Origin of the sequence: Delftia sp. CH05, from assembly GCF_009827015.1 — a bacterium.
GTDB lineage: Bacteria > Pseudomonadota > Gammaproteobacteria > Burkholderiales > Burkholderiaceae_C > Comamonas > Comamonas tsuruhatensis.
On sequence record NZ_WUMG01000071.1, the window covers coordinates 1 to 19,469 of the forward strand.

Sequence of the window (19,469 nt, forward strand, 5' to 3'; positions counted from 1 at the left end):
GGGCTGGGCGGGGTGATGTGGGGCATGTACCAGCAGAGCGTGGTGCCGCAGATGGGGGCGCAGGTCAATGTGCTGATCTTCATCGTGATCATCATCGGCGGGCTGGGCAGCACGGGCGGGGCGCTGATCGGCGCGCTGCTGGTGGGGCTGATGGCCAACTACACGGGGTTCCTGGTGCCCAAGGTGGCGCTGTTCTCCAACATCGCGCTGATGGTGGCCATCCTGCTGTGGCGGCCTCAGGGCGTCTATCCCGTGGCGAACCGCTGAAGGAGTGATCGACATGCTCAACCGATTGCTTTCCGGCGACCTGCCGCGCAGCCGCGTGCTGGCGGTGCTGCTGCTGTTGATTTTTGTGGGGCTGGCGGCGGCGCCGTTCGTGTTCCCGGGCGTGAAGGCGCTGAACGTGGCGGCCAAGGTGCTGATCTTCGTGGTGCTGGTGGCCAGCTTCGATCTGCTGCTGGGCTACACCGGCATCGTGAGCTTTGCGCACACCATGTTCTTCGGCATTGGCGCCTATGGCGTGGCGATTGCATCGTCGCGCATGGGCGCGGGCTGGGGTGCGCTGGCGCTGGGCCTGGGCGCGGCGCTGCTGGTGTCGCTGCTGCTGTCGCTGGCCATCGGCCTGTTCTCGCTGCGCGTGCGGGCCATCTTCTTTGCCATGATCACGCTGGCCGTGGCGGCGGCGTTCCAGACGCTGGCCTCCCAACTGTCGGAATGGACGGGCGGGGAGGACGGGCTGAGCTTCAAGCTGCCCGAGTGGCTGTCGCCCAGCTTCGAGCCGTTCGAGAACGAGGTGCTGGGCGTGCTGATCGACGGGCGCATCATCACCTACTACCTGCTGTTCGTGCTGGCCGTGGCGCTGGTGCTGGCGCTGCTGCGCATCGTCAATTCCCCGTTCGGCCGCGTGCTGCAGGCCATCCGCGAGAACGAGTTCCGTGCCGAGGCCATCGGCTACCGGGTGGTGGTGTACCGCACCCTGTCCAGCGTGCTGTCGGCCCTGTTCGCCTGTGTGGCCGGTGCCATGCTGGCGCTGTGGCTGCGCTATAACGGGCCAGATACCTCGCTGTCGTTCGAGATCATGATGGACTGCCTGCTGATCGTGGTGATCGGCGGCATGGGCACCATCTATGGCGCGGCGATCGGTTCGGTGCTGTTCCTCATCGCCCAGAGCTATCTGCAGGACCTGCTGCGCGTGGCCAGCGAGGCCGCGCACAGCCTGCCCTGGCTGGCCGCGCTGCTGTCGCCCGACCGCTGGCTGCTGTGGCTGGGCGTGCTGTTCGTGTTGTCGGTCTACTATTTCCCCACGGGCGTCGTGGGGCGTCTGCGTTCTTCCCGCGCCGGAGCCTGACCAGGGCCCCTGGCGCATTCGTGCATCAGAGAACTACCACAAGGAGATGGGCATGTTGAAGCGTGAAGAGATGGTGTCGTCGATTCCTGCAACCCCGTGGCGCTGGGCCGTCACGGCGCTGGCGGCGGCCGCGCTGGCGGCCTGCGGCAGCGGCGAGCGTGAGCCCAGCAACGACCTGCCCAAGGGCTTTACCGAGCTGGGCGCCACGGTGTATCCGGCCACGGCCACCGGCACGGGTGCCACGGCAGCCACGCAGGACTTGCTGACGGGCGGCCTGGGCAAGACGGGCCTGGGCGCCGCAGCTGCGCCCCTGTACGCGGACCCGGCCAATCCCACGGCGGCGGAGCTGCGGCGCAATGCGCTGTACTCCAACTACCGGGGCATCCTGGACCCCACGGCGGGCGGCGGCTACGGCACGCTGTACGGCCCCAACATCACGGCAGACGGGCAGGTGACTGCGGGCGAAGGGCTGATCCCCGGGCGCGAGTACCTGGCCGTGCTGGACGACGGCACGGGCCGCAAGCAGACCATGGTGGCCGTGCAGGTGCCGGACAGCTTTGACCGCAACCGGCCCTGCATCGTGCTGGGCCCGTCCTCGGGCTCGCGCGGCGTGTATGGCGCCATCGGCACGGCGGGCGAGTGGGGCCTGAAAAAGGGCTGCGCCGTGGCGCTGACCGACGCGGGCAAGGGCGTGGGCCTGCACAACCTGAGCGACGACACCGTCAACAAGCTGGACGGCACCCGCGCCACGCGCACGGATGCCGGCAGCCTGTCCTTCTTTGCCGCACGGCTGACCGATGCGGCGCGCGCCGCCTACAACGCGGCGTTTCCCAACCGCATTGCCATCAAGCACGCGCATTCCCAGCAGAACCCTGAAAAGGACTGGGGCAACGACACGCTGGCCGCGGCCCGCTATGCGCTGTACGTGCTCAATGCCCGCTATGGCACCACGCAGGACCCCGTGCCCTTCGGCAAGGACAACACGCTGGTGCTGGCGGGCTCGGCCTCCAACGGCGGCGCGGCCGTGCTGCGTGCGGCCGAGCTGGATACGGACGGCCTGATCGACGGCGTGGTGGCCTCCGAACCCGTGACCGAGATGCCCACGCGCCAGGGCTACACCATTGCCGTGGGCAATGCGACCATGCCCAACCCGGGCCGCACGCTGGCCGAGTACACCACCTACGGCAACATCTACCAGCCCTGCGCGGCGCTGGCGCCCGATGCGGCGCTGACCGAGACCTCGATCTTCAACTACATAGGCCTCACCGCCATGACGGCGCGTGCCGAGGCACGCTGCACCAGCCTGGCCGCCAAGGGCCTGGTCATCGGCGCCACCACGGCCGACCGCGCCGCCAATGCGCTGAGCAAGCTGCGCCTGTACGGCTGGACGCGCGACCACGACCGCATGCACAACGCCCACTACGCGCTGGGCAACGGCCCCATCTTGTCGGCCATGTACACCATGGCCTATGGCCGGTTTGGCGTGGATGCCAACCTGTGCCGCACCAGCTTTGCGGCCGCCAATGCCACGGGCGACGTGGTGCCCGCCACGGGGGCTGCGCTGGCCCAGAGCTTTGCCACGGCCAATGGCACGGCCAACGGCACGCCCGCCACGGTGGTCTACAACGACTCGGTGGGCGGGGCCAAGGCCTGGCAGTTTGCCGTGTCGCCCTCCACGCGCGTGGCCGACTTCGGGCTGGACAACGCGCTGTGCCAGCACGCGCTGGTGACGGGCTTCGATCCGGTGACCGGCTTCAACCTGTCCGAGAGCAGCGTGCCCACGCGTGCCCAGAGCGACGCCGTGCGCGCCGGCATCAACGAGGTGCTGCATACCGGCAGGCTGCGCGGCAAGCCCACCATCATCGTGGCGGGCCGCAGCGATGCGCTGGTGCCGGTCAACCACAATGCGCGCGCCTACACGGTGCTCAACCGTGGCCTGGATGGCTCCAGCACGCGGCTGCGCTATATCGAGGTGGTGAATGCCCAGCATTTCGATGCCTTCCTGCCGTTCTCGGGCTTCGACACGCGCTTCGTGCCGCTGCACCCGTACTTCAACCAGGCCATGGATGCCGTGTGGGCCAACCTGCGCAGCAGCACCGCGCTGCCCGCCAGCCAGGTGGTACGCACCACACCGCGCGGCGGCCAGCCGGGCGCGGCGCCTGCCATCACGGCGGCCCAGGTGCCGCCCTTCGTGACGCGGCCCGCAACGGCCAACACCATCGAGGTCAGCGACGGGCTGATCCGCATCCCTGAGTGAGCCAGGCCCCGGGGCGGCCGGCTGCCACGGCGGCCGGCCGCTCCTGCACAGAGATTTCTTCCATGGCTTCCACAGCATCACCCTCGTCCGCATCCCCTTGTGTTGCCGTGCCGGATTCCCGCTACGCGCACTGCTCGGGCTATGAGATCCACTACATGGACTGGCAGCCTGCGCCCGGCGCGGAGCCTGCAGGTACGGTCATCGCCTGGCACGGGCTGGCACGCACGGGGCGCGACATGGATGCGCTGGCGCAGTTCCTGGCGGGGCAGGGCTGGCGCGTGGTCTGCCCCGACACGCTGGGCCGGGGCCTGAGCCAGTGGAGCCGCGCGCCGCGCGAGGAATACCGGCTGGGCTTCTACGCCCGCATTGCGCGCGGGCTGTTCGATGCGCTGGGGCTGGAGCGCGCGCATTGGGTGGGCACGTCCATGGGCGGGGCCATCGGCACGGTCTGCGCCTCGGGCCTGTTCGAGCCTTCGCTGCGCGCCCGCATTGCGACGCTGGTGCTCAACGACAATGCGCCGCAACTGGCCGAGTCAGCGCTGGCGCGCATCAAGGCCTATGCGGGTGAGCCGCCGGCCTTCGACACCGTGGGCGAGCTGGAGGCCTTTTTTCGCCAGGCCTACCGGCCCTATGGCTGGCTCGGCGAGGCCGAGTGGCGCAAGCTCACCGAAACCAGCGTGCGCCGCCTGCCCGATGGGCGCGTCACGCCGCACTACGACCCGGCCATGATCGAGCAGTTCACGGCCCATGACGACGACTACGGCATCTGGCCGCACTACGACGCGCTGGAGATCCCCGTGCTGCTGCTGCGGGGTGTGGACTCGGACCTGGTGCTGCCCGAGGTGGCCAGGGAAATGACCACGCGCGGCCCCGGCGCGCGCGGCCTGCTGCACTGGCAGGAGGTGCCCGGCTGCGGCCATGCGCCGGCGCTGAACGTGCCCGCGCACTGGCAATGGGTGCTGGAGCATCTGCAGCGCGGCTGAGCATCAACCCGGGCCGGGCGCGGATGTTGCTGCCGCGCTAGCATTTGCGACGGGTGCAGCCTCGCCTTCTTTTTCGGGTGCGGGCACCGTCTGGGCAAGAGAGGCCTGACATGGGTTTTCTGGTGGAGCTGATCCGTGAGTACGGCTTCGGCATCGTCTTTCTCAATGTGTTCGTCGAGCAATTGGGCGCGCCGATTCCGGCCTACCCGGTGCTGGTCGTGACCGGTGCGCTGGAAGGCGCCGACTGGGTGCGCCTGCTGTGGCTGGTGGCCGTGGCCGTGAGCGCGGCGCTGATTGCCGATCTGTTCTGGTACCAGGCCGGCAAGGCCTACGGCCACCGTGTGCTGGGACGCATCTGCCGCATCTCGCTGTCACCCGATGCCTGCATCCGCCAGACCGAGACCGTCTACGGCCGCTGGGGCGCAAGGTCGCTGCTGGTGGCCAAGTTCGTGCCGGGCTTCGCCTCCATCGCCAGCGCGCTGGCCGGCGTGATGGGCACGCCGCTGCGCAGCTTCGTGCTGTATGACGGGCTGGGTGCGCTGATCTGGGTAGGGTCGGCCGTGTACCTGGGCTCGCTGTTCAGCTCCACGGTGGAAGACCTGCTGGGCGTGCTCACCGCGCTGGGCCAGTGGGGCCTGTTGCTGCTGGCCGTGGCGCTGGGGCTGTTCATCGTGCGCAAGTGGTGGCAGCGCCATCGCATGGTGCGGTCCCTGCGCATGCCGCGCATGTCGGTGCGCGAGCTGGCGGGCCTACATGCCCAGGGCATGCAGCCCACGGTGATCGATGTGCGCGCCCTGCCGCAGTACCGCCAGGGCCATATCCCGGGTGCACAGTCCTGGGAGCTGCGCCCGCGCGATGGCGGCGAGTCGCATGCGCACCTGCTGCCCCAGCACGACCATCCCCACGGGGTGGTGGTCTATTGCGACTGTCCCAATGAAATCTCGGCCGCGCGGCTGGCGCGCCAGCTGCAGCGCGCGGGCTTCGCCAACGTGCGCCCGCTGGTGGGCGGCCTCAAGGCCTGGCAGGCGGCCGGCTTCGATGTGGAAACCGCGCCGCTGCCCGTGACGGCTGGCGCGGATGAGGGGCCGGCGCCCAGCGTCCCCTGACCTTGGTCTTGGTCTATTTGCCCGCCGGCATCGAGCAATGCCCGCCTTGCGTGGCCTTGCCCGATCCGGCCGCGATCAGCGGTGCCTCGAAGCGCAGGTCCACGGGGGGCGAGTGCAGGTGGTCCCAGGCCAGGAAGAGGACGAGCACGGCCCAGAAGACCGCGCGCAGGCTGTTCTGTTGTGTCATGGCGGGTCCTTTCAGAAGTTGAAGTGGCGGCGGATGCGCAGGCCGAAGATGGTGCCGGCAAAGGCCAGCGGCACCCAGATCCAGCCGTGGATGCTGCCCGTGGAGATGCCCGAGAGCATGGCGCCCACATTGCAGCCGAAAGCCAGGCGCGAGCTGTAGCCCAGCACCAGGCCTGCCACCAGGGCCACCATCCATTGCGTGCCCGTGAGCGGCTTGGCATTGACGGGCTTGGCGGTAGCCACCCACAGGGCGCCGCCCAGGATGCCGATGTTGGTGATGCTGGTCACATCCAGCAGCACGGTCTCGTGCAGGCGCGCGGCGTTGCCGGGCTGGCTCCAGAACCAGTTGCCGGCCAGGTCCACGGCGCCTGTGGCGTTGGCGATCTTGGCGGCCCACAGGCCGAAGCCGTAGACCACGCCCCAGGGCTGGCCCGCAATGATGAGGTTGAGCGTGGCCAGCACGGCCAGCAGCACGGCGCCCACCACCCACTTGCGCACGAACAGCGGCTTGGCGGGGCGCTTGAGTGCCACGTTGGCGCCACGCACATACCAGGCCACGCCCAGCGCGACCACGGCCAGCGCAGCCAGCGTGGCCAGCAGGGCAGGGGCCCAGCCCCAGGCCGTGACCAGGCCCACGGGCTGGGTGTTGCCCAGGTCCAGCCACCAGCCCAGGTGCAGGCTGCCCAGGAAGCTGCCGATGGCAAACACGGGCAGGATGGCCGCATTCATGGGAATGCCCATGCCGGCCTTGTACAGCGTGCCGCTGCCGCAGCCGTCCGCGATCTGCATGCACAGGCCGAAGACGAAGGCACCCACCAGCAGGCTGATGCTGGGCGGGCCCAGGGCAGCCGTGAGTTCGGGATAGTGGCCCAGCAGCGGCATGGCCAGCGCAGCGGCCAGCGCCAGCAGCAGCAACTGGCCGAAGACGCCGCTGGCGTCCTTGTCCTCGATCAGCATGCGCCAGCCGGTGGTGAAGCCGAAGCGCTTGCCGGCCAGCACCGCGCCCAGGCCCAGGCCCACGGCGAACAGCGCGGCCTGGCGCACCGAGACGCTCCACAGCAGCCAGCCAAAGAAAACGGCCAGGATGGCCGCAAGAGGAAGTCGTTTCATATCATTTTTCTCCATGCAGTCGCCCTCCCCCGCGAAGCGGGTAGAGAGGCGCCGTGCCACGGGGGGAAGGCGCGCAAGCGCCTCAGGGAGTGTTTATTTGAACTTTTTTTCCCACCACTGCTTGGCGTCGTAGGCCAGGGATTCGGCGCGGCCGGGCTGGTTGGCCATGGGCGGCGCATCGGCCTGCTGCGTCCAGTCCACCATGGAGCCCGCATACAGCTTGACGCCCGGCAGGCCTGCGACTTCGGACAGGCCGAACCAGTCGGTGGCCGCCCAGTGGCCGGTGTTGCAGAAGGCCACCATGTCCTGGCCCTGCTCGCGCTTGACCTTGGCCGCGATCTGCTTGGCCGTTGCGGTATCGACAAAGGTGGAGGTGCCGGGCACGAACCACTGGTTGAAGTCCAGCTGCTGCGCGCCGGGCAGGGTGCCCGAGAGCTTGGCGGCCGGCGCGCGCGTCTTGCCCTGGTAGAAGGCGTCGGGGCGCGAGTCCACCAGGGCGGCGTTGCTGAGCCTGACATGCTGGCCCACATCCTCGCGCGTGGCGATCAGGCTGGTGTCCAGCTGGGGCTGGTAGCTGCTGCGGGCCACTTTGACGGCCTCGTTGTCCTGCGGGAGCTTTTGCTCGTTCCAGGCCTTCATGCCGCCGTTGAGCACGGACAGCTCCTTGAGGCCCAGCAGCTTGAGCGTCCAGTACACGCGCGCTGCGGCGCCGAAGTCGGTGGCGTCCGCGCCCGTGGAGACCACGATGGCGTGGGTGGCCGGCGTCAGCCCCAGGGACTGCACGAGTTCGGTGAGCTTGGGCAGCTCCGGCAGTTCACCGGGGTTGGTGGCGGGGCCGCGCCATTTGCCGTAGGGAGCGTTGAGCGCACCGGGAATGTGGCGCTCGCCATAGGCCTTGGGATCGCGGATGTCGATGATGCGCACGGCGTCCTGGCCGGCGGCGGCCTGCACGCCGGCAGGGGTGAGCAGGGGTTCGGCGGCGTGGGCCGTGCCGAAGGCGGTGCAGGCAAGGCCCAGCGCCAGCAGCGGGGCCGCCAGGCGCAGAGCGGGGGAAAAGGTCTTGGTCATGATGGCTGGGGCCGGCCATGGAAGACCGGCGGGACAAGCAACAGAGGTGCAATTGTCCCGCTTGCAGCATCTATATACAAAGACGCTTATGCATTCTGCTCATGAGGCAGGGTTATATGGCGCGGTGCACAGGATGCAGGACGGCCTCAGCGCTGTGCGCCCACGGCCTTGGCGCGCTCCAGGCTGGCGTCCAGCTCGGCCTGCGGCGCCTTCTGCGTGGGCCAGCCCTGCAGGTGCTGCTGGGCGATGCGGCTCAGCGCCGTGATCCAGGGCGCGCTGTCGTTGAGGCAGGCGATGTACTCGAACTGCTCGCCGCCCGCATGCATGAAGGCCTCGCGCGCTTCCTGGCTGATTTCCTCCAGCGTTTCCAGGCAGTCGCTGGTGAAGCCGGGGCAGACCACGTCCACGCGCTTGGTGCCGCTGCGTGCCAGCTCGATCAGCGAGGGCTCGGTATAGGGCTCCAGCCATTTGGCCTTGCCAAAGCGCGACTGGAAGGTCACCAGGTATTGCGAGGGCGACAGGCCCAGGCGCTCGGCCAGCAGCCTTGCGGTCTTGCGCGATTCGCAGTGGTAGGGGTCGCCCAGGTGCAGCGTGCGCTCGGGCACGCCGTGAAAGCTCATGACCAGCTTTTCGCCACGGCCGTTGCCGCGCCAATGGGCCTCGATGCGCTGGGCCAGCGCGTCGATGTAGGAAGCGTCGTCGTGGTAGCGGTTGACGAAGCGCAGCTCGGGGATGTGGCGCTGGGTGCGGCCCCAGTCGTAGACCGCGTCGAACACGCTGGCCGTGGTCGTACCCGAGTACTGCGGGTACAGCGGCAGGATGAGGATGCGCGTGGCGCCTTCGGCCTTGAGGGCATCGAGCACGCTGGGGATGGAGGGGTTGCCGTAGCGCATGGCATGGCGCACCAGCACGTTGTGCCCGGCCTCGCCCAGCCAGCCGCGCAGCAGCAGGGCCTGGCGCTCGCTCCAGTGCTGCAGGGGGGAGCCGTCCTTCTCATGCCAGACGGTGGCGTACTTGGCAGCCGACTTGGCCGGCCGCGTGCGCAGGATGATGCCGTGCAGGATGGGCAACCAGGCAATCCTGGGGATCTCGACCACGCGGTCGTCGCCCAGGAATTGCGCCAGGTAGCGGCGCACGGCCGGGGCCGTGGGCGCGTCGGGCGTTCCAAGGTTGCACAGCAGCACGGCGGTGCGCTGGGGTTGGTCGTGGCGGAATGGGGGTTCTGGCGCAAAGCGGGATGGCATGGCCCCGATTGTGGCAGGACGCGGCGGCCTGCCATGCGAGCCCGATGACCCGGCGGCAGCCTGCAGCGGCTGCCTTCGCTATGCTCGGACCATGTCCCAAGCCACCACCGCTCCCCTCGCCGAATCCTCATTTGCCCCTGCACTGACCGCCTTGCAGCAGTTGCGCCGCAGCGGCCGCATCCGCGCCATATCCATCGATCTGGATGACACGCTGTGGCCTGTGTGGCCGGCCATCTCGCGTGCCGAACAGGTGCTGCTGGACTGGCTGCACACCCATGCGCCGGCCACGGCCGCGGCGCTGCGCGACGTGGCCGCCGTGCGCGCCATCCGCGTGCAGATCGAGCGCGATCGTCCCGACCTGGCCCATGACCTGAGCGGCCTGCGCCGCGAGTCCATTCGCCTGGCGCTGCAGCGCAATGGCGACGACGGCGCGCTGGCCGAGCCGGCCTTCGATCTTTTCTTTGCCGAGCGCCAGCGCGTGGACTTGTACGAGGACGCGCTGCCCGCCCTGCAGTTCCTGGCCGCGCGCTGGCCCGTGGTGGCCTTGAGCAATGGCAACGCCAGCGTGCATGTGGTGGGCATCGGCGAGCATTTCCATGCCGCGCTGAGCGCCAGCAAGGCCGGCATGGCCAAGCCCGATGTGCGCTTTTTCCACGCGGCAGCGGCGGCGGCTGGCGTGGCGCCTGACGAGGTGCTGCACATTGGCGACGACGCGCGGCTCGACGCGCTGGGCGCCATGGATGCGGGTATGCACGCAGTCTGGCTCAACCGCACGGGCGTAGCATGGCCTCACGAGGGGTCCACGCCCCACGTCACGGTGGCCAGCCTTGCGCAGTTGTGCCAGGGGCTGGCTGACAGCTGACCCTGCCTGCCCGCGAAGCCGCGCCACGCCATGCCCATCAGCCACAGCACAGCTTTCCTCCACCCCCCCGTCCTCCCCGCCGTGCGCAGCATCGGCTGGAAACACCCCCTGAGCTGGCTGGCGCGTGGCGCGCGCGACATGGCCAGGGCACCCTGGCTGAGCCTGGCACATGGCCTGGTGTTGACCTTGATCGGGTTTTTGATCTTGACGCTGGGGCACAATCGCTTTTGGCTGATGGCCGGGGCCCTGTCGGGGTTCCTGATCGTCGGCCCTGTCGTGGCAACCAGCCTCTACGCCATCAGCCGCGCGCTGGAGCGCGGCGAGGCTGCCGATCTGTCCCTGGTGCGGCGTACCTGGACGCGCTGGCAAAACGGCCATGCGGCCAAGGCCGAGGGGCAGGGCGGCTACTGGTGCCTGGTGCAGTTCGGGCTGCTGCTGTCGCTGGCGGCCACGGGCTGGGTGCTGGTGTCGGCGTCGCTGATCACCGTGCTCTCGCCCGTGCGCATTGCCACTCCGGCGGATTTCGTGCAGCACGTGGTGCTGGCCCGCGACGGGCAGTTGTTTGCGATATGGCTGGCGCTGGGCAGTTTTCTGGCGGCGCCTATTTTTGCGTCCAGCGTGGTGGCCATGCCGCTGATGCTGGACAGGCGGGTGACGGTGCGCCAGGCCGTGCTGACCAGTTGGTTGGCCGTGCTGGCCAACCCTGTGCCTCTGGCACTGTGGGCCGCCCTCATTGTGTTGTTGACCCTGCTGGGCCTGGGCAGCTGGCTGCTGGGACTGGTGGCCGTGATGCCCCTGCTGGGGCACGCGAGCTGGCATGCGTACCGCGACCTGGTGGATGCGTCGACCTTTGCGGCGCGCTGAGCCGGACCGCCCGGCCTGACCGGACTTGCAGGGGAGGAGGTAGGACGGTGTTGTCGTGATATTCGGGTATACAGAAGAACAGATCGCCCATTTCTTCCTCACCTACGGCGTGGGGGCCTTCATCCTCTTCATGGTGTTCATCATCCTGCAGCTGGCACGCCAGTCCAAGGCAGGAAAGTTCGGCACCTTCGTGATTTTCCTGGGCCTGGGCGTGGGCTTTGTCGGCTACGTCGCCAAGATCGTCATCCAGTGGTGGATGGAGAGATGACGCCGCAGGCGTCACACCCATGAGCTGGACGGACTACTACCGCTTTACCGAGGGACGCAAGATATCTCCTCTGCTGGTGCAGGCGCTTGACGCGTTGGCGGGTGATACGGCAGATAAAGCGGCCATCGATCTGGGCTGTGGCGCGGGCCATGAGTGCCGCGTGCTGCTCAGTACCGGCTGGCGCGTCCACGCCATCGACAGCGAACCTGCGGCCATCGAGGGCTTGCGCCCCCTGGCATCGCCGGCGCCCGGCGCTTTGACGCTGCAGGCTTGCCGTTTCGAGGATCTTTCCTCTTTGCCTGCAGCGCATCTGATCCACGCTGGACTGAGCCTGCCCTTTTGCCATCCTGAGTGCTTCGATGCGTTTTGGTCGCTGGTGCGTTCTGCGCTGCGTCCGGGCGGTGTGCTTGCCGGTCATTTTTTCGGGCCGCGCGATGCCTGGGCCGATTCGCAGTCCATGAGCTTTCATTCGCGTGATCAGGTCTTGCACCTTTTGGATGGCATGGAGCTGGTGGCCTTCAAGGAGTTCGATGGCATGGCCCCCAGCATGCGGGGCCCCAAGCACTGGCATCGCTTTGATGTCGTGGCCCGCAGGCCGGTGTCGTCGTAGTGCGGCGTTACTCGACCTTGGCCCCCGCAGCCTTGATCACCGGGTCCCAGCGCTTGATTTCTGCGACGGTGTGCTGGCGCAGGGCGTCGGGGGTGAGGCGGTCTGCGGGCGGGATGATGACGCTCATGTCCGTGAAGCGCTTGACCAGGGCGGGTTCGGCCAGGGCGGTGCGCAGCGATTTGTTGAGGCGCTCGATGACGGCTTGGGGCGTGCCTCGCGGGGCGTACAGGCCGTGCCATACGGCAAGCTCGAAGCCGGGCTGGCCGGCCTGCGCGAAGGTGGGCACATCGGGCAGGGAGGGCAGGCGTTCGCGCGTGGCGACGGCGTAGCCCTTGAGCATGCCCGCCTGTATGTGCGGGCCGGTGGCCACGGGCTGGTCGCAGATGACATCAACATTGCCTGCCACCAGGTCCTGCAGGGCCGGACCCGTGCCACGGTAGGGCACCAGGGTGGCCTCGGTGGAGGTGGTCTGCAGCAGCAGCATGGCGCACAGGTGGGAGGTGGCGCCTACGCCGGCATGCGAGAAGCGCACTTCGCCCGGCTTGGCCTTCATGTGGGCGATGAAGTCCGCCAGCGTGGCGGGCGCAAAGCCTTTGCTGCGCACCAGGATCATGGGCACGTCGCCGGCCAGCGCGATGGGTTCCAGGTCGCGCCTCACATCGAAAGCGAGCTTGCTGTAGAGCGCGGGCGCCGTGGCGATGCCCATGTTGTGCAGCAGCAGGGTGTGGCCGTCGGCCTGGGCGCGTGTGACGCGGCTGGTGCCGATGGTGCCACCGGCGCCGCCCAGGTTCTCGACGATGACCTGCTGGCCCAGGTCGCGCGTCATGGCCTCGGCCAGCACGCGGGCCAGCACGTCGGTGGAGCCTCCGGCCGCGTAGGGAACGACGATGGTGACGGGCTTGTTGGGGAAGGCCTGGGCGGCAAGGCTGGCTGCTGCCAGCGCGGCGGCGAGAAGGGTCTGTGCGAGGGGATTGCGGATGAGGGGGCGCATGGGTTTGTCTCCTGGAGGCGCGTGCAGGGGCCGCCGGCTCTGTGCGGCCGGTTGTCGGTGGCTTGGTTGGTGGCGTGAGGCAGGAAGGCAAGGGCCGCATGCGGCCCTTGACGACGGCGAGACGGCGCAGGCTCAGGCCGGGGCCACGTACCTGTACAGCTCGGTGTGGTCGGCGGCGGGTCCCAGGGACCTGGAGGCGTCGGCCGCCATGGCGCTGACCTGTTCGGCCAGTGCCATGGGCGTGTGCATGGCCTGGCCCAGTGACAGGGCAATGCCCACGTCCTTGGCCTGCAGCGCCAGCGAGAAGCCCGAGTTGAAGGAGCCGTTCAGCATGAACTGGTGGGCCTTGTTTTCGGTGGTGTTGTTCTTGCCGGTGGAGGCGTTGATCACGTCCACGATGGTGGCCGGCGCAATGCCGAAGGCCGCTCCCGCATGGATGGCCTCGGCCGTGGCGATCAGGGCCGCTGCCGAGACATAGTTGTTCAGCGCCTTGAGCGCATGGCCTGCGCCCACGGGGCCGACATGGGTGATGGCCTGGCCCATGCGCTGCAGCAGCGGCAGGTACTGGGCGAGCAGGTCCGCATCGCCGCCGACCATGATGGACAGCGTGCCCGCAATCGCGCGCTTGACGCCGCCGGAGACCGGCGCATCCAGCAGCCCGATGCCGTGCTCGCCCAGCAGGCCGGCCAGCGCCCGCGTGTGGCTGGGGTCGGCCGAGCTCATGTCGATGATGCAGGCGCCGGGCGGCAGGTGCGGGGCCAGTTCGCCCACCACGGCATCGACGATGCGGGAGTCGGGCAGCATGGTGAAGACCACGCTGCAGCCGGCAAAGTCGGCCGCGCCGGATGCCACGGCCACACCCGCATGCTCCTGCGCGAATCGTGCGGTGGCAGCGGGCACGGCGTCCCGGATGACCAGGGCGTGCCCTGCGGCGTGCAGCAGGTGGGCCATGGGCTGGCCCATCATTCCGAGGCCGATGAATCCTATGGTGGTCATGCTGCGTGCCTCAGATGTCCATCTCTTTGAAGACTTCCGACGCCACGCGGAAGGAGTCGATGGCGGCCGGCACGCCGCAGTAGATGGCGGTCTGCAGGAAGACCTCCTTGATTTCGTCCTTGCTCAGGCCGTTGTTGATGGCGCCGCGCACATGCAGCTTGAGTTCATGCGGGCGGTTCAGCGCCGTGATCATGGCCAGGTTCAGGAAGGAGCGCGTCCTGCGGTCCAGGCCCGGGCGGTTCCAGACATCGCCCCAGCAGTACTGGGTGACCAGCTCCTGCATGTCGATGTTGAAGTCCGTGGCGTTCTGGATGGACGCATCGACATACTCGGCGCCCAGCACCTCGCGGCGGGTGGACAGGCCCTGGTCGAAGAGGGCGGGGTTCTTGGGGGCGTAGGCTCGGGTCATGAAAACTCCTGATGGAAGGCGGTGAAGGTGTCTTTCGGTGGAATGGATTTAATCAGATTGTCAGACAATCCTACTTGATGAAAATCGGGATTGCCTGCCGCGGCAGGTGCGTGTATGACAATCCGTCAGTCCGTCCGGCCCCTGGATTGGCAGGTAGGATTCATCCCATGAACCAGATGCTGCGTGTCCCCCGCGAAGAAACGTCGCTGCGCCTGCGCACGACGCAGACCCTGCGCACGGCCATCCTCGATGGCGTGTTTGCGCCGGGCCAGAAGCTGTCCGAGCGCGAACTGTGCGAGAGCCTTGATGTGAGCCGTTCGTGCCTGCGCGAGTCCCTGCAGCACCTGCAGGCCGAGGGGCTGATCACCATCGTTCCGCACCGGGGTCCCGAGGTCACGGACATCTCGGTGCAGGAAGTGCGCGATATCTACGAGGTGCGGGCCAGCCTGGAGGGCCTGGCCAGCCGGGGCTTTGCGCTGCATGCCTCGGCAGGCCAGCGCGCCGCGCTGCGCGCCAAGCTGGGCGAGCTGGCCGTGCCCGCCGTGGCCAGCGACAAGGTGGCCCTGCTGGCGATCAAGAACCAGTTCTACGACATCCTGATCGAGGGCTGCGGCAATCTGGTGGCCGGCCAGATGCTGCGGCAGCTGAACAACCGCGTGACGGTGCTGCGGCGCATCTCCATGTCCCAGCCCGGGCGCCTTCCGCAGACGCTGGCCGAGCTGGATGCCATCGTGACGGCAATAGAGCAGGGCGACGCGGACCAGGCTGCGCGCCTGAGCGCCGAGCATGTGCAAAAGGCCAGCCAGGGCGTGTTGCGCGCCATGGCCGAGAAGGCTGGCCCGGCCAGCTGATGCCGGGGCCTGCGCCTGTACCTGGGAGTGTCAGTCCGTGTGCGCTCAGTCCGGCTTGACCTGGGCGCGCTTGAGCACCTTTTGCCAGCGCGTCTGCTCGGTGGCAATGAACTGCGCGAACTGCTGGGGCGTGCTGCCGATGGGCTCTGCCGCATCGCCCTGCAGGCGCTTGAGCGCGTCGGGCGCCTTGACGGCCTTGGCGCACTCGGCGGCCAGCTTGTCCACGTGGGCTCGGGTCATGCTGGAGGGGGCGAGCATGCCGTACCACTGCGTCATCTCGAAGCCCGGGAAGCCCTGCTCGGCCACGGTGGGCACGTCGGGCAACTGGGGCAGGCGCTGGGTCGATCCCGTGGCGATGCAGCGCACCTTGCCCGCCTTGATGAAGGGCAGCAGGGCGGCGGCGCCGACCGAGGCGGCGTCCAGCCGGCCCGACATCAGGTCCGTCATCATGGGCCCCGTGCCGCGATAGGGCACGTGCAGCATGAAGATCTCGGCCGTCATCTTCAGGTACTCGAAGGCCAGGTGCCCGGCGCTGCCATTGCCGGCCGAGCCGTAGCTGAGCTGGCCGGGCTTTTTCTTGGCGTAGGCGATGAGTTCACGTAGGTTCTTGACCGGCACATCGGGGTGGACCACGTACAGGCTGGGCACCTTGGCCAGCAGGCTGACGGGCTGGAAGTCCTTGTTGGCGTCGTAGGGCAGCTTGTCGAAGATGTAGGGATTGACGGCCAGCGTGCCGATGTGGCCCAGGATGACGGTGCTCTGGTCATCGGCGCGAGCCACTTCCTGCATGGCGATGTTGCCGGCCGCGCCGGGCTTGTTGTCCACGAAGACGTTCTGGCCCAGGGTCTTGGACAGCTCGGCCGCCGTGGAGCGCGCCACGATTTCCGAGCTGCCGCCCGGCGCAAAGGGCACGACAAAGCGGATGGGCCGTGTGGGCCAGGCATCCTGCGCCAGCGCGGCCGCAGGCAGCAGGCCAGACAGGGCCATGGCGCCCGTGCCGGCCAGCAGTTGGCGGCGGCTGAGCGGGGGCAGGTCTGCGTGGTGAAGAAAGTCGCGCGAAGGCATGTCTGGTCTCCTGGATATCGTTGTAGTGGATGGTCCGCAGCAGATGCGGCGCCAGCGATGGTGGCGCTGGCGGCTGTCAATCTGCTGTCAAACCGGGGTCCGCAGGCTACGGAGATACCCGGGGGTCAGTCGGTGTGTGCTGTGCGATGGGCTGCGGCTGCGGCCTCGGCAGCCTGCATGCCGCTGCGCACGGCGCCTTCGATGGTGGCCGGATACGGCCCGTCCACATGATCGCCGCAGGCCCACAGGCCGTGGCCCAGCTCCAGGCCGGGCCGCTGAAGTTGGGGCAGGCAGGCGAAGGTGGCGCGCTTGTCGATCACGGTGCGCAGCGGGATCAGGCCATGCCAGCCCAGCTGGGCCTGTGCCTGGGCCAGCACCTGGGCCTGCAGGGTTTCGCGGTCCGATGCGCTGTCGCTGATGACGAAGGCCATCAGGCCCTGCGGGCCGCCGAGTTGTCCACGGTCGAAGACGAATTGCGCAGGCGCATCGGGCGTGGAGCGCAGCGCCAGCCAGGGCGCGCCCGGGGGCAATGTGTGGGAGGGATCGCCGGTGTGCGCATAGACGGTGGCAATGGGGCGGTGCTGCAGGTCCTGGGCCAGCTGCGCCCAGCGCTGCAGGGCTATGCCGTCGCGTGCAGGCAGGCTGTCGTGCTCGGCGGCGGTGAGTGCCAGGCGCGCGGCCTCGGGCGCGGGGCAGGCCAGCAGCACGGCGTCGAAGGGCGCGTCTTCGCCCTGGGCTGCGCCCAGCGTCCAGTGCGGGCCCTGGGGCTGCAGTTCGGCCACGCGGCTGCCCAGGCGCACGGCGTGGCCGCGCTCTTGCAGCCACTGCGCGGCCGGCGCGGGGAAGAGGCTGCCCAGGTCATGGCGCGGCACCAGGAAATGCGAGCCGCCACGGCCGCTGAACAGCGCATCGCGCAGCACGCGAAGGAACACCGTGCCGCTGGCCAGGTGAATGGGTGTGTTGAGCGCCGAGATGCACAGCGGGTCGATGAACTCGCTGACCAGGCGCTGCGGCAGGCCGGCGCACAGGTCGGCCACGGTGGCCTGCGGCGCGCAGCGAAAGCCCGCCAGCCGCCAGCGCACGGCACGCGCCAGCAGGGCTGCACGCTCGCCCAGGCTCCAGCCGCGTGCGGTGGCAATGCCGGCCAGCGCATCCAGCGGCGCAGGCCAGTCGGGAAAGCGCAGGCCGCTGCCGTCGGCGTAGGGCAGGGCCATGGGCTGGCGGTGCAGCGCCCGTTCAGGGTCCACGCCCACCTCGCGCATGAGGCGCAGGCTTTCGGTGTAGGCACCGATGAGGATGTGCTGGCCGTTGTCCACGCGCAGCAGGCCCTGTGGCGTGTCGAGGTCCATGCCGCGCGCACGGCCGCCGGGCTCGCGTGCGGCCTCGTGCAGGGTGATGTGCCAGCCGCTGCGCGCCAGCGTGAGGGCGGCCGCAAAGCCGGCCCAGCCTCCGCCGAGGATGGCGGCGCGCGGCGTGTCCTTGGCGCTGTCTCTGCTCACCGCGCCATGCGCCCCAGCGCCTGCATCTTCCAGGCCAGCCACAGCTTGCGCAGCGGCGGCAGGCTGATGCGCTGGTGCAGCACGCGGAAGTCGTCGGCCTCGATCTCGCGCAGCAGGGTGCGGTAGATGCTGGCCATCATCAGGCCGGGCTTTTGCGTGCGGCGATCGGCCGCGGGCAGCAGGGCCAGGGCCTCGTCGTAGAGGCGGTGGGCGCGCTCGGCCTGAAAGCGCATCAGCGCGGTGAAGCGGTCCGAGTATTCGCGCTTGGTGATCTCATGCGCCTTGACGTCGAACTGCTGCAGCTCGCTGATGGGCAGGTAGATGCGTCCGCGCATGGCGTCCTCGCCCACGTCGCGGATGATGTTGGTCAGCTGGAAGGCCAGACCCATCTTGTGGGCGTAGGCCGTGGTTTCTTCCTGTGTCTGGCCAAAGATGCGCGCGGCCACTTCGCCGACCACGCCTGCGACCAGGTGGCAGTAGCGCGCCAGGCCCGGGAAGTCCAGGTAGCGGGTCTGCTCCAGGTCCATGCGGCAGCCGTCAATGACGGCCTGCAGGTGGCGCTCTTCGATGGCGTAGACCGGGGCATGCGGCATGAGCGCCCGCATCACGGGATGCGAGGGCTTGCCTGCAAAGGCCTGGTGCACTTCGTTTTGCCACCAGCCGAGCTTGGTGGCGGCCACGCCGGGGTCGGAGACTTCGTCCACCACGTCGTCCACTTCGCGGCAGAACGCATAAAAGGCGGTGATGGCGGCACGGCGCTCGCGCGGCAGGAAGAGGAAGGCGTAATAAAAGCTGCTGCCCGAGGCGGCAGCCTTGTCTTGGACGTACTGATCCGGATTCATATGGGGCCGGATTGTCCCATGGACGGCTTGGGGCCAAAGCCTGGGTGTCGCAACGGCCGGCCCGCCATCACATGCGCAGGGCGCGCCACAGCAGCAGCGGCGCATCGGCCTTGCCGACGGTGGGGCGGCGGTAGAGGCTGGCGCCCTGCAGCGCATCGACCTTGTCCAGGATGCGCAGCCCGCCCTGCACGACCAGGCGCAGCTCCCAGCCGATGCGGCCCGGCAGGCGGTGCACCAGCGGTGCGCCGGACTGCATCAGTGCGCGCGCCCAGGCCGACTGCTCGGCCAGCAGTGCGCGCACGGCAGGGGTCAGTGCAGCGGGCTCGGCGCGCAGGTCTTCACGCCGCACGCCATGGGCGGTGCAGTCGGCATTGGTCAGGTAGTGGCGCTGGCGTGGCAGGTCCACGCTGAAGTCCTGCCAGAAATTGATCAGCTGCAGGGCGGTGCAGATGGCGTCGCTGCGGGCCAGCGATTCGGCATCGTCCACCCCGTACAGATGCAGCAGCAGCCGGCCCACGGGATTGGCCGAGCGGCGGCAGTAGTCGAGCAGCTCGGCGCGGTCGGCGTAGGTGGCGCCGGATTCGGTCTTGCGCACGTCCTGCGCGAAGGCGCTGAGCAGATCGTCCATCAGCGCCAGCGGCAGCTGGTGGGCGCGTACTTGCGGCGCCAGCCCTGCAAAGACAAGAGGCCAGGCCGTGCGGGCGAGCATGGAGGCCTCGCCTTCGGTGCCCAGCGCCATCAGGTCGGCACGGTAGGCGGCCAGCGCGCCCAGGCGCTCGGGCGGCGTGGCGTCGCCCTCATCGGCCAGATCGTCTGCAGTGCGTGCGAAGTGGTAGAGCGCGGCAATCGGCGGGCGCAAGCGGGGCGGGCACAGCCAGGACGCCACGGGAAAGTTCTCGTAGTGCGTGAC

General features: G+C 68.8%; 21 protein-coding genes. 10 read left to right on the plus strand and 11 right to left on the minus strand.

The genetic code is table 11. From position 1 onward, the window contains the following. The 5 genes from GRX31_RS29135 to GRX31_RS29155 form a co-directional block, all read left to right on the plus strand. Positions 1-267: ABC transporter permease subunit (locus GRX31_RS29135; protein ID WP_442874100.1), on the plus strand; the 267-nt coding region annotated here is incomplete at its 5' end. 13 nt (positions 268-280) lie between these two features. Continuing rightward, positions 281-1,348 (plus strand): branched-chain amino acid ABC transporter permease, encoded by a 1,068-nt coding sequence (locus GRX31_RS29140; protein WP_160856027.1) that lies wholly within the window; start codon positions 281-283, stop codon positions 1,346-1,348. A gap of 52 nt (positions 1,349-1,400) precedes the next feature. Next, positions 1,401-3,605 carry a 3-hydroxybutyrate oligomer hydrolase family protein gene (locus GRX31_RS29145; RefSeq protein WP_061289074.1) on the plus strand — a complete coding sequence of 735 codons (2,205 nt, stop codon included), beginning with the start codon at positions 1,401-1,403 and terminating at the stop codon, positions 3,603-3,605. 62 nt (positions 3,606-3,667) lie between these two features. Then, positions 3,668-4,588, plus strand: coding sequence for an alpha/beta fold hydrolase (locus GRX31_RS29150; protein WP_074923859.1), 921 nt, complete (start codon positions 3,668-3,670; stop codon positions 4,586-4,588). A 110-nt stretch (positions 4,589-4,698) separates the two neighbouring features. Then, positions 4,699-5,694 carry a rhodanese-like domain-containing protein gene (locus GRX31_RS29155; RefSeq protein WP_016449606.1) on the plus strand — a complete coding sequence of 332 codons (996 nt, stop codon included), beginning with the start codon at positions 4,699-4,701 and terminating at the stop codon, positions 5,692-5,694. Positions 5,695-5,707: 13 nt separating this feature from the next. Here the strand turns inward: GRX31_RS29155 and GRX31_RS30710 are convergent, their stop codons facing one another. From GRX31_RS30710 to hemH, 4 genes are all read right to left on the minus strand, one after another. Continuing rightward, positions 5,708-5,881 (minus strand): hypothetical protein, encoded by a 174-nt coding sequence (locus GRX31_RS30710; protein WP_016449605.1) that lies wholly within the window; start codon positions 5,879-5,881, stop codon positions 5,708-5,710. An 11-nt stretch (positions 5,882-5,892) separates the two neighbouring features. Beyond that, positions 5,893-6,990 carry a YeeE/YedE thiosulfate transporter family protein gene (locus GRX31_RS29160; protein WP_160856029.1) on the minus strand — a complete coding sequence of 366 codons (1,098 nt, stop codon included), beginning with the start codon at positions 6,988-6,990 and terminating at the stop codon, positions 5,893-5,895. A gap of 93 nt (positions 6,991-7,083) precedes the next feature. Next, positions 7,084-8,058 (minus strand): sulfurtransferase, encoded by a 975-nt coding sequence (locus GRX31_RS29165; protein WP_160856031.1) that lies wholly within the window; start codon positions 8,056-8,058, stop codon positions 7,084-7,086. 146 nt (positions 8,059-8,204) lie between these two features. After that, positions 8,205-9,302 carry a ferrochelatase gene (gene hemH / locus GRX31_RS29170; RefSeq protein WP_016454058.1) on the minus strand — a complete coding sequence of 366 codons (1,098 nt, stop codon included), beginning with the start codon at positions 9,300-9,302 and terminating at the stop codon, positions 8,205-8,207. 91 nt (positions 9,303-9,393) lie between these two features. Here hemH and GRX31_RS29175 point away from each other — a divergent pair, with 91 nt between their 5' ends. From GRX31_RS29175 to GRX31_RS29190, 4 genes are read left to right on the plus strand one after another with little or no spacing between them, the layout of a single operon-like run. Continuing rightward, positions 9,394-10,164, plus strand: coding sequence for an HAD family hydrolase (locus GRX31_RS29175; RefSeq protein WP_016449602.1), 771 nt, complete (start codon positions 9,394-9,396; stop codon positions 10,162-10,164). 30 nt (positions 10,165-10,194) lie between these two features. Beyond that, entirely contained in the window at positions 10,195-11,028 is an 834-nt protein-coding gene (locus tag GRX31_RS29180) for a DUF2189 domain-containing protein (protein ID WP_016454059.1), read from the plus strand. Between the two features lie 55 nt (positions 11,029-11,083). Further along, the gene (locus tag GRX31_RS29185; protein WP_016449600.1) at positions 11,084-11,296 is read left to right on the plus strand and encodes a DUF2788 domain-containing protein; all 213 of its coding nucleotides are present in this window, start codon (positions 11,084-11,086) and stop codon (positions 11,294-11,296) included. A gap of 19 nt (positions 11,297-11,315) precedes the next feature. Then, positions 11,316-11,906, plus strand: a complete 591-nt coding sequence (locus GRX31_RS29190) for a class I SAM-dependent methyltransferase (protein WP_160856033.1) — start codon at positions 11,316-11,318, stop codon at positions 11,904-11,906. Between the two features lie 7 nt (positions 11,907-11,913). Here GRX31_RS29190 and GRX31_RS29195 read toward each other — a convergent pair whose 3' ends face one another. From GRX31_RS29195 to pcaC, 3 genes are all read right to left on the minus strand, one after another. Further along, entirely contained in the window at positions 11,914-12,897 is a 984-nt protein-coding gene (locus GRX31_RS29195; protein WP_160856035.1) for a tripartite tricarboxylate transporter substrate binding protein BugD, read from the minus strand. 132 nt (positions 12,898-13,029) lie between these two features. Then, positions 13,030-13,893, minus strand: a complete 864-nt coding sequence (locus GRX31_RS29200) for an NAD(P)-dependent oxidoreductase (protein ID WP_160856037.1) — start codon at positions 13,891-13,893, stop codon at positions 13,030-13,032. 10 nt (positions 13,894-13,903) lie between these two features. Next, positions 13,904-14,302, minus strand: coding sequence for a 4-carboxymuconolactone decarboxylase (gene pcaC, locus GRX31_RS29205; RefSeq protein ID WP_016449596.1), 399 nt, complete (start codon positions 14,300-14,302; stop codon positions 13,904-13,906). Positions 14,303-14,469: 167 nt separating this feature from the next. Here pcaC and GRX31_RS29210 point away from each other — a divergent pair, with 167 nt between their 5' ends. Then, positions 14,470-15,153 (plus strand): GntR family transcriptional regulator, encoded by a 684-nt coding sequence (locus GRX31_RS29210; RefSeq protein ID WP_016454064.1) that lies wholly within the window; start codon positions 14,470-14,472, stop codon positions 15,151-15,153. 45 nt (positions 15,154-15,198) lie between these two features. Here GRX31_RS29210 and GRX31_RS29215 read toward each other — a convergent pair whose 3' ends face one another. The 4 genes from GRX31_RS29215 to hpnC form a co-directional block, all read right to left on the minus strand. Next, the gene (locus tag GRX31_RS29215) at positions 15,199-16,218 is read right to left on the minus strand and encodes a Bug family tripartite tricarboxylate transporter substrate binding protein (protein ID WP_160856039.1); all 1,020 of its coding nucleotides are present in this window, start codon (positions 16,216-16,218) and stop codon (positions 15,199-15,201) included. 125 nt (positions 16,219-16,343) lie between these two features. Further along, positions 16,344-17,717: a hydroxysqualene dehydroxylase HpnE gene (gene hpnE, locus GRX31_RS29220; protein ID WP_160856041.1), complete on the minus strand. Its 1,374-nt coding sequence runs from the start codon at positions 17,715-17,717 to the stop codon at positions 16,344-16,346. Next, complete coding sequence (gene hpnD, locus GRX31_RS29225) at positions 17,714-18,559, minus strand: presqualene diphosphate synthase HpnD (protein WP_016449592.1); 846 nt, start codon at positions 18,557-18,559, stop codon at positions 17,714-17,716. Before hpnD ends, hpnE begins: the two co-directional genes overlap by 4 nt. A 67-nt stretch (positions 18,560-18,626) precedes the next feature. Continuing rightward, positions 18,627-19,469, minus strand: an 843-nt coding sequence (gene hpnC, locus GRX31_RS29230; RefSeq protein ID WP_160856043.1) for a squalene synthase HpnC, incomplete at its 5' end; no start/stop codon positions are given.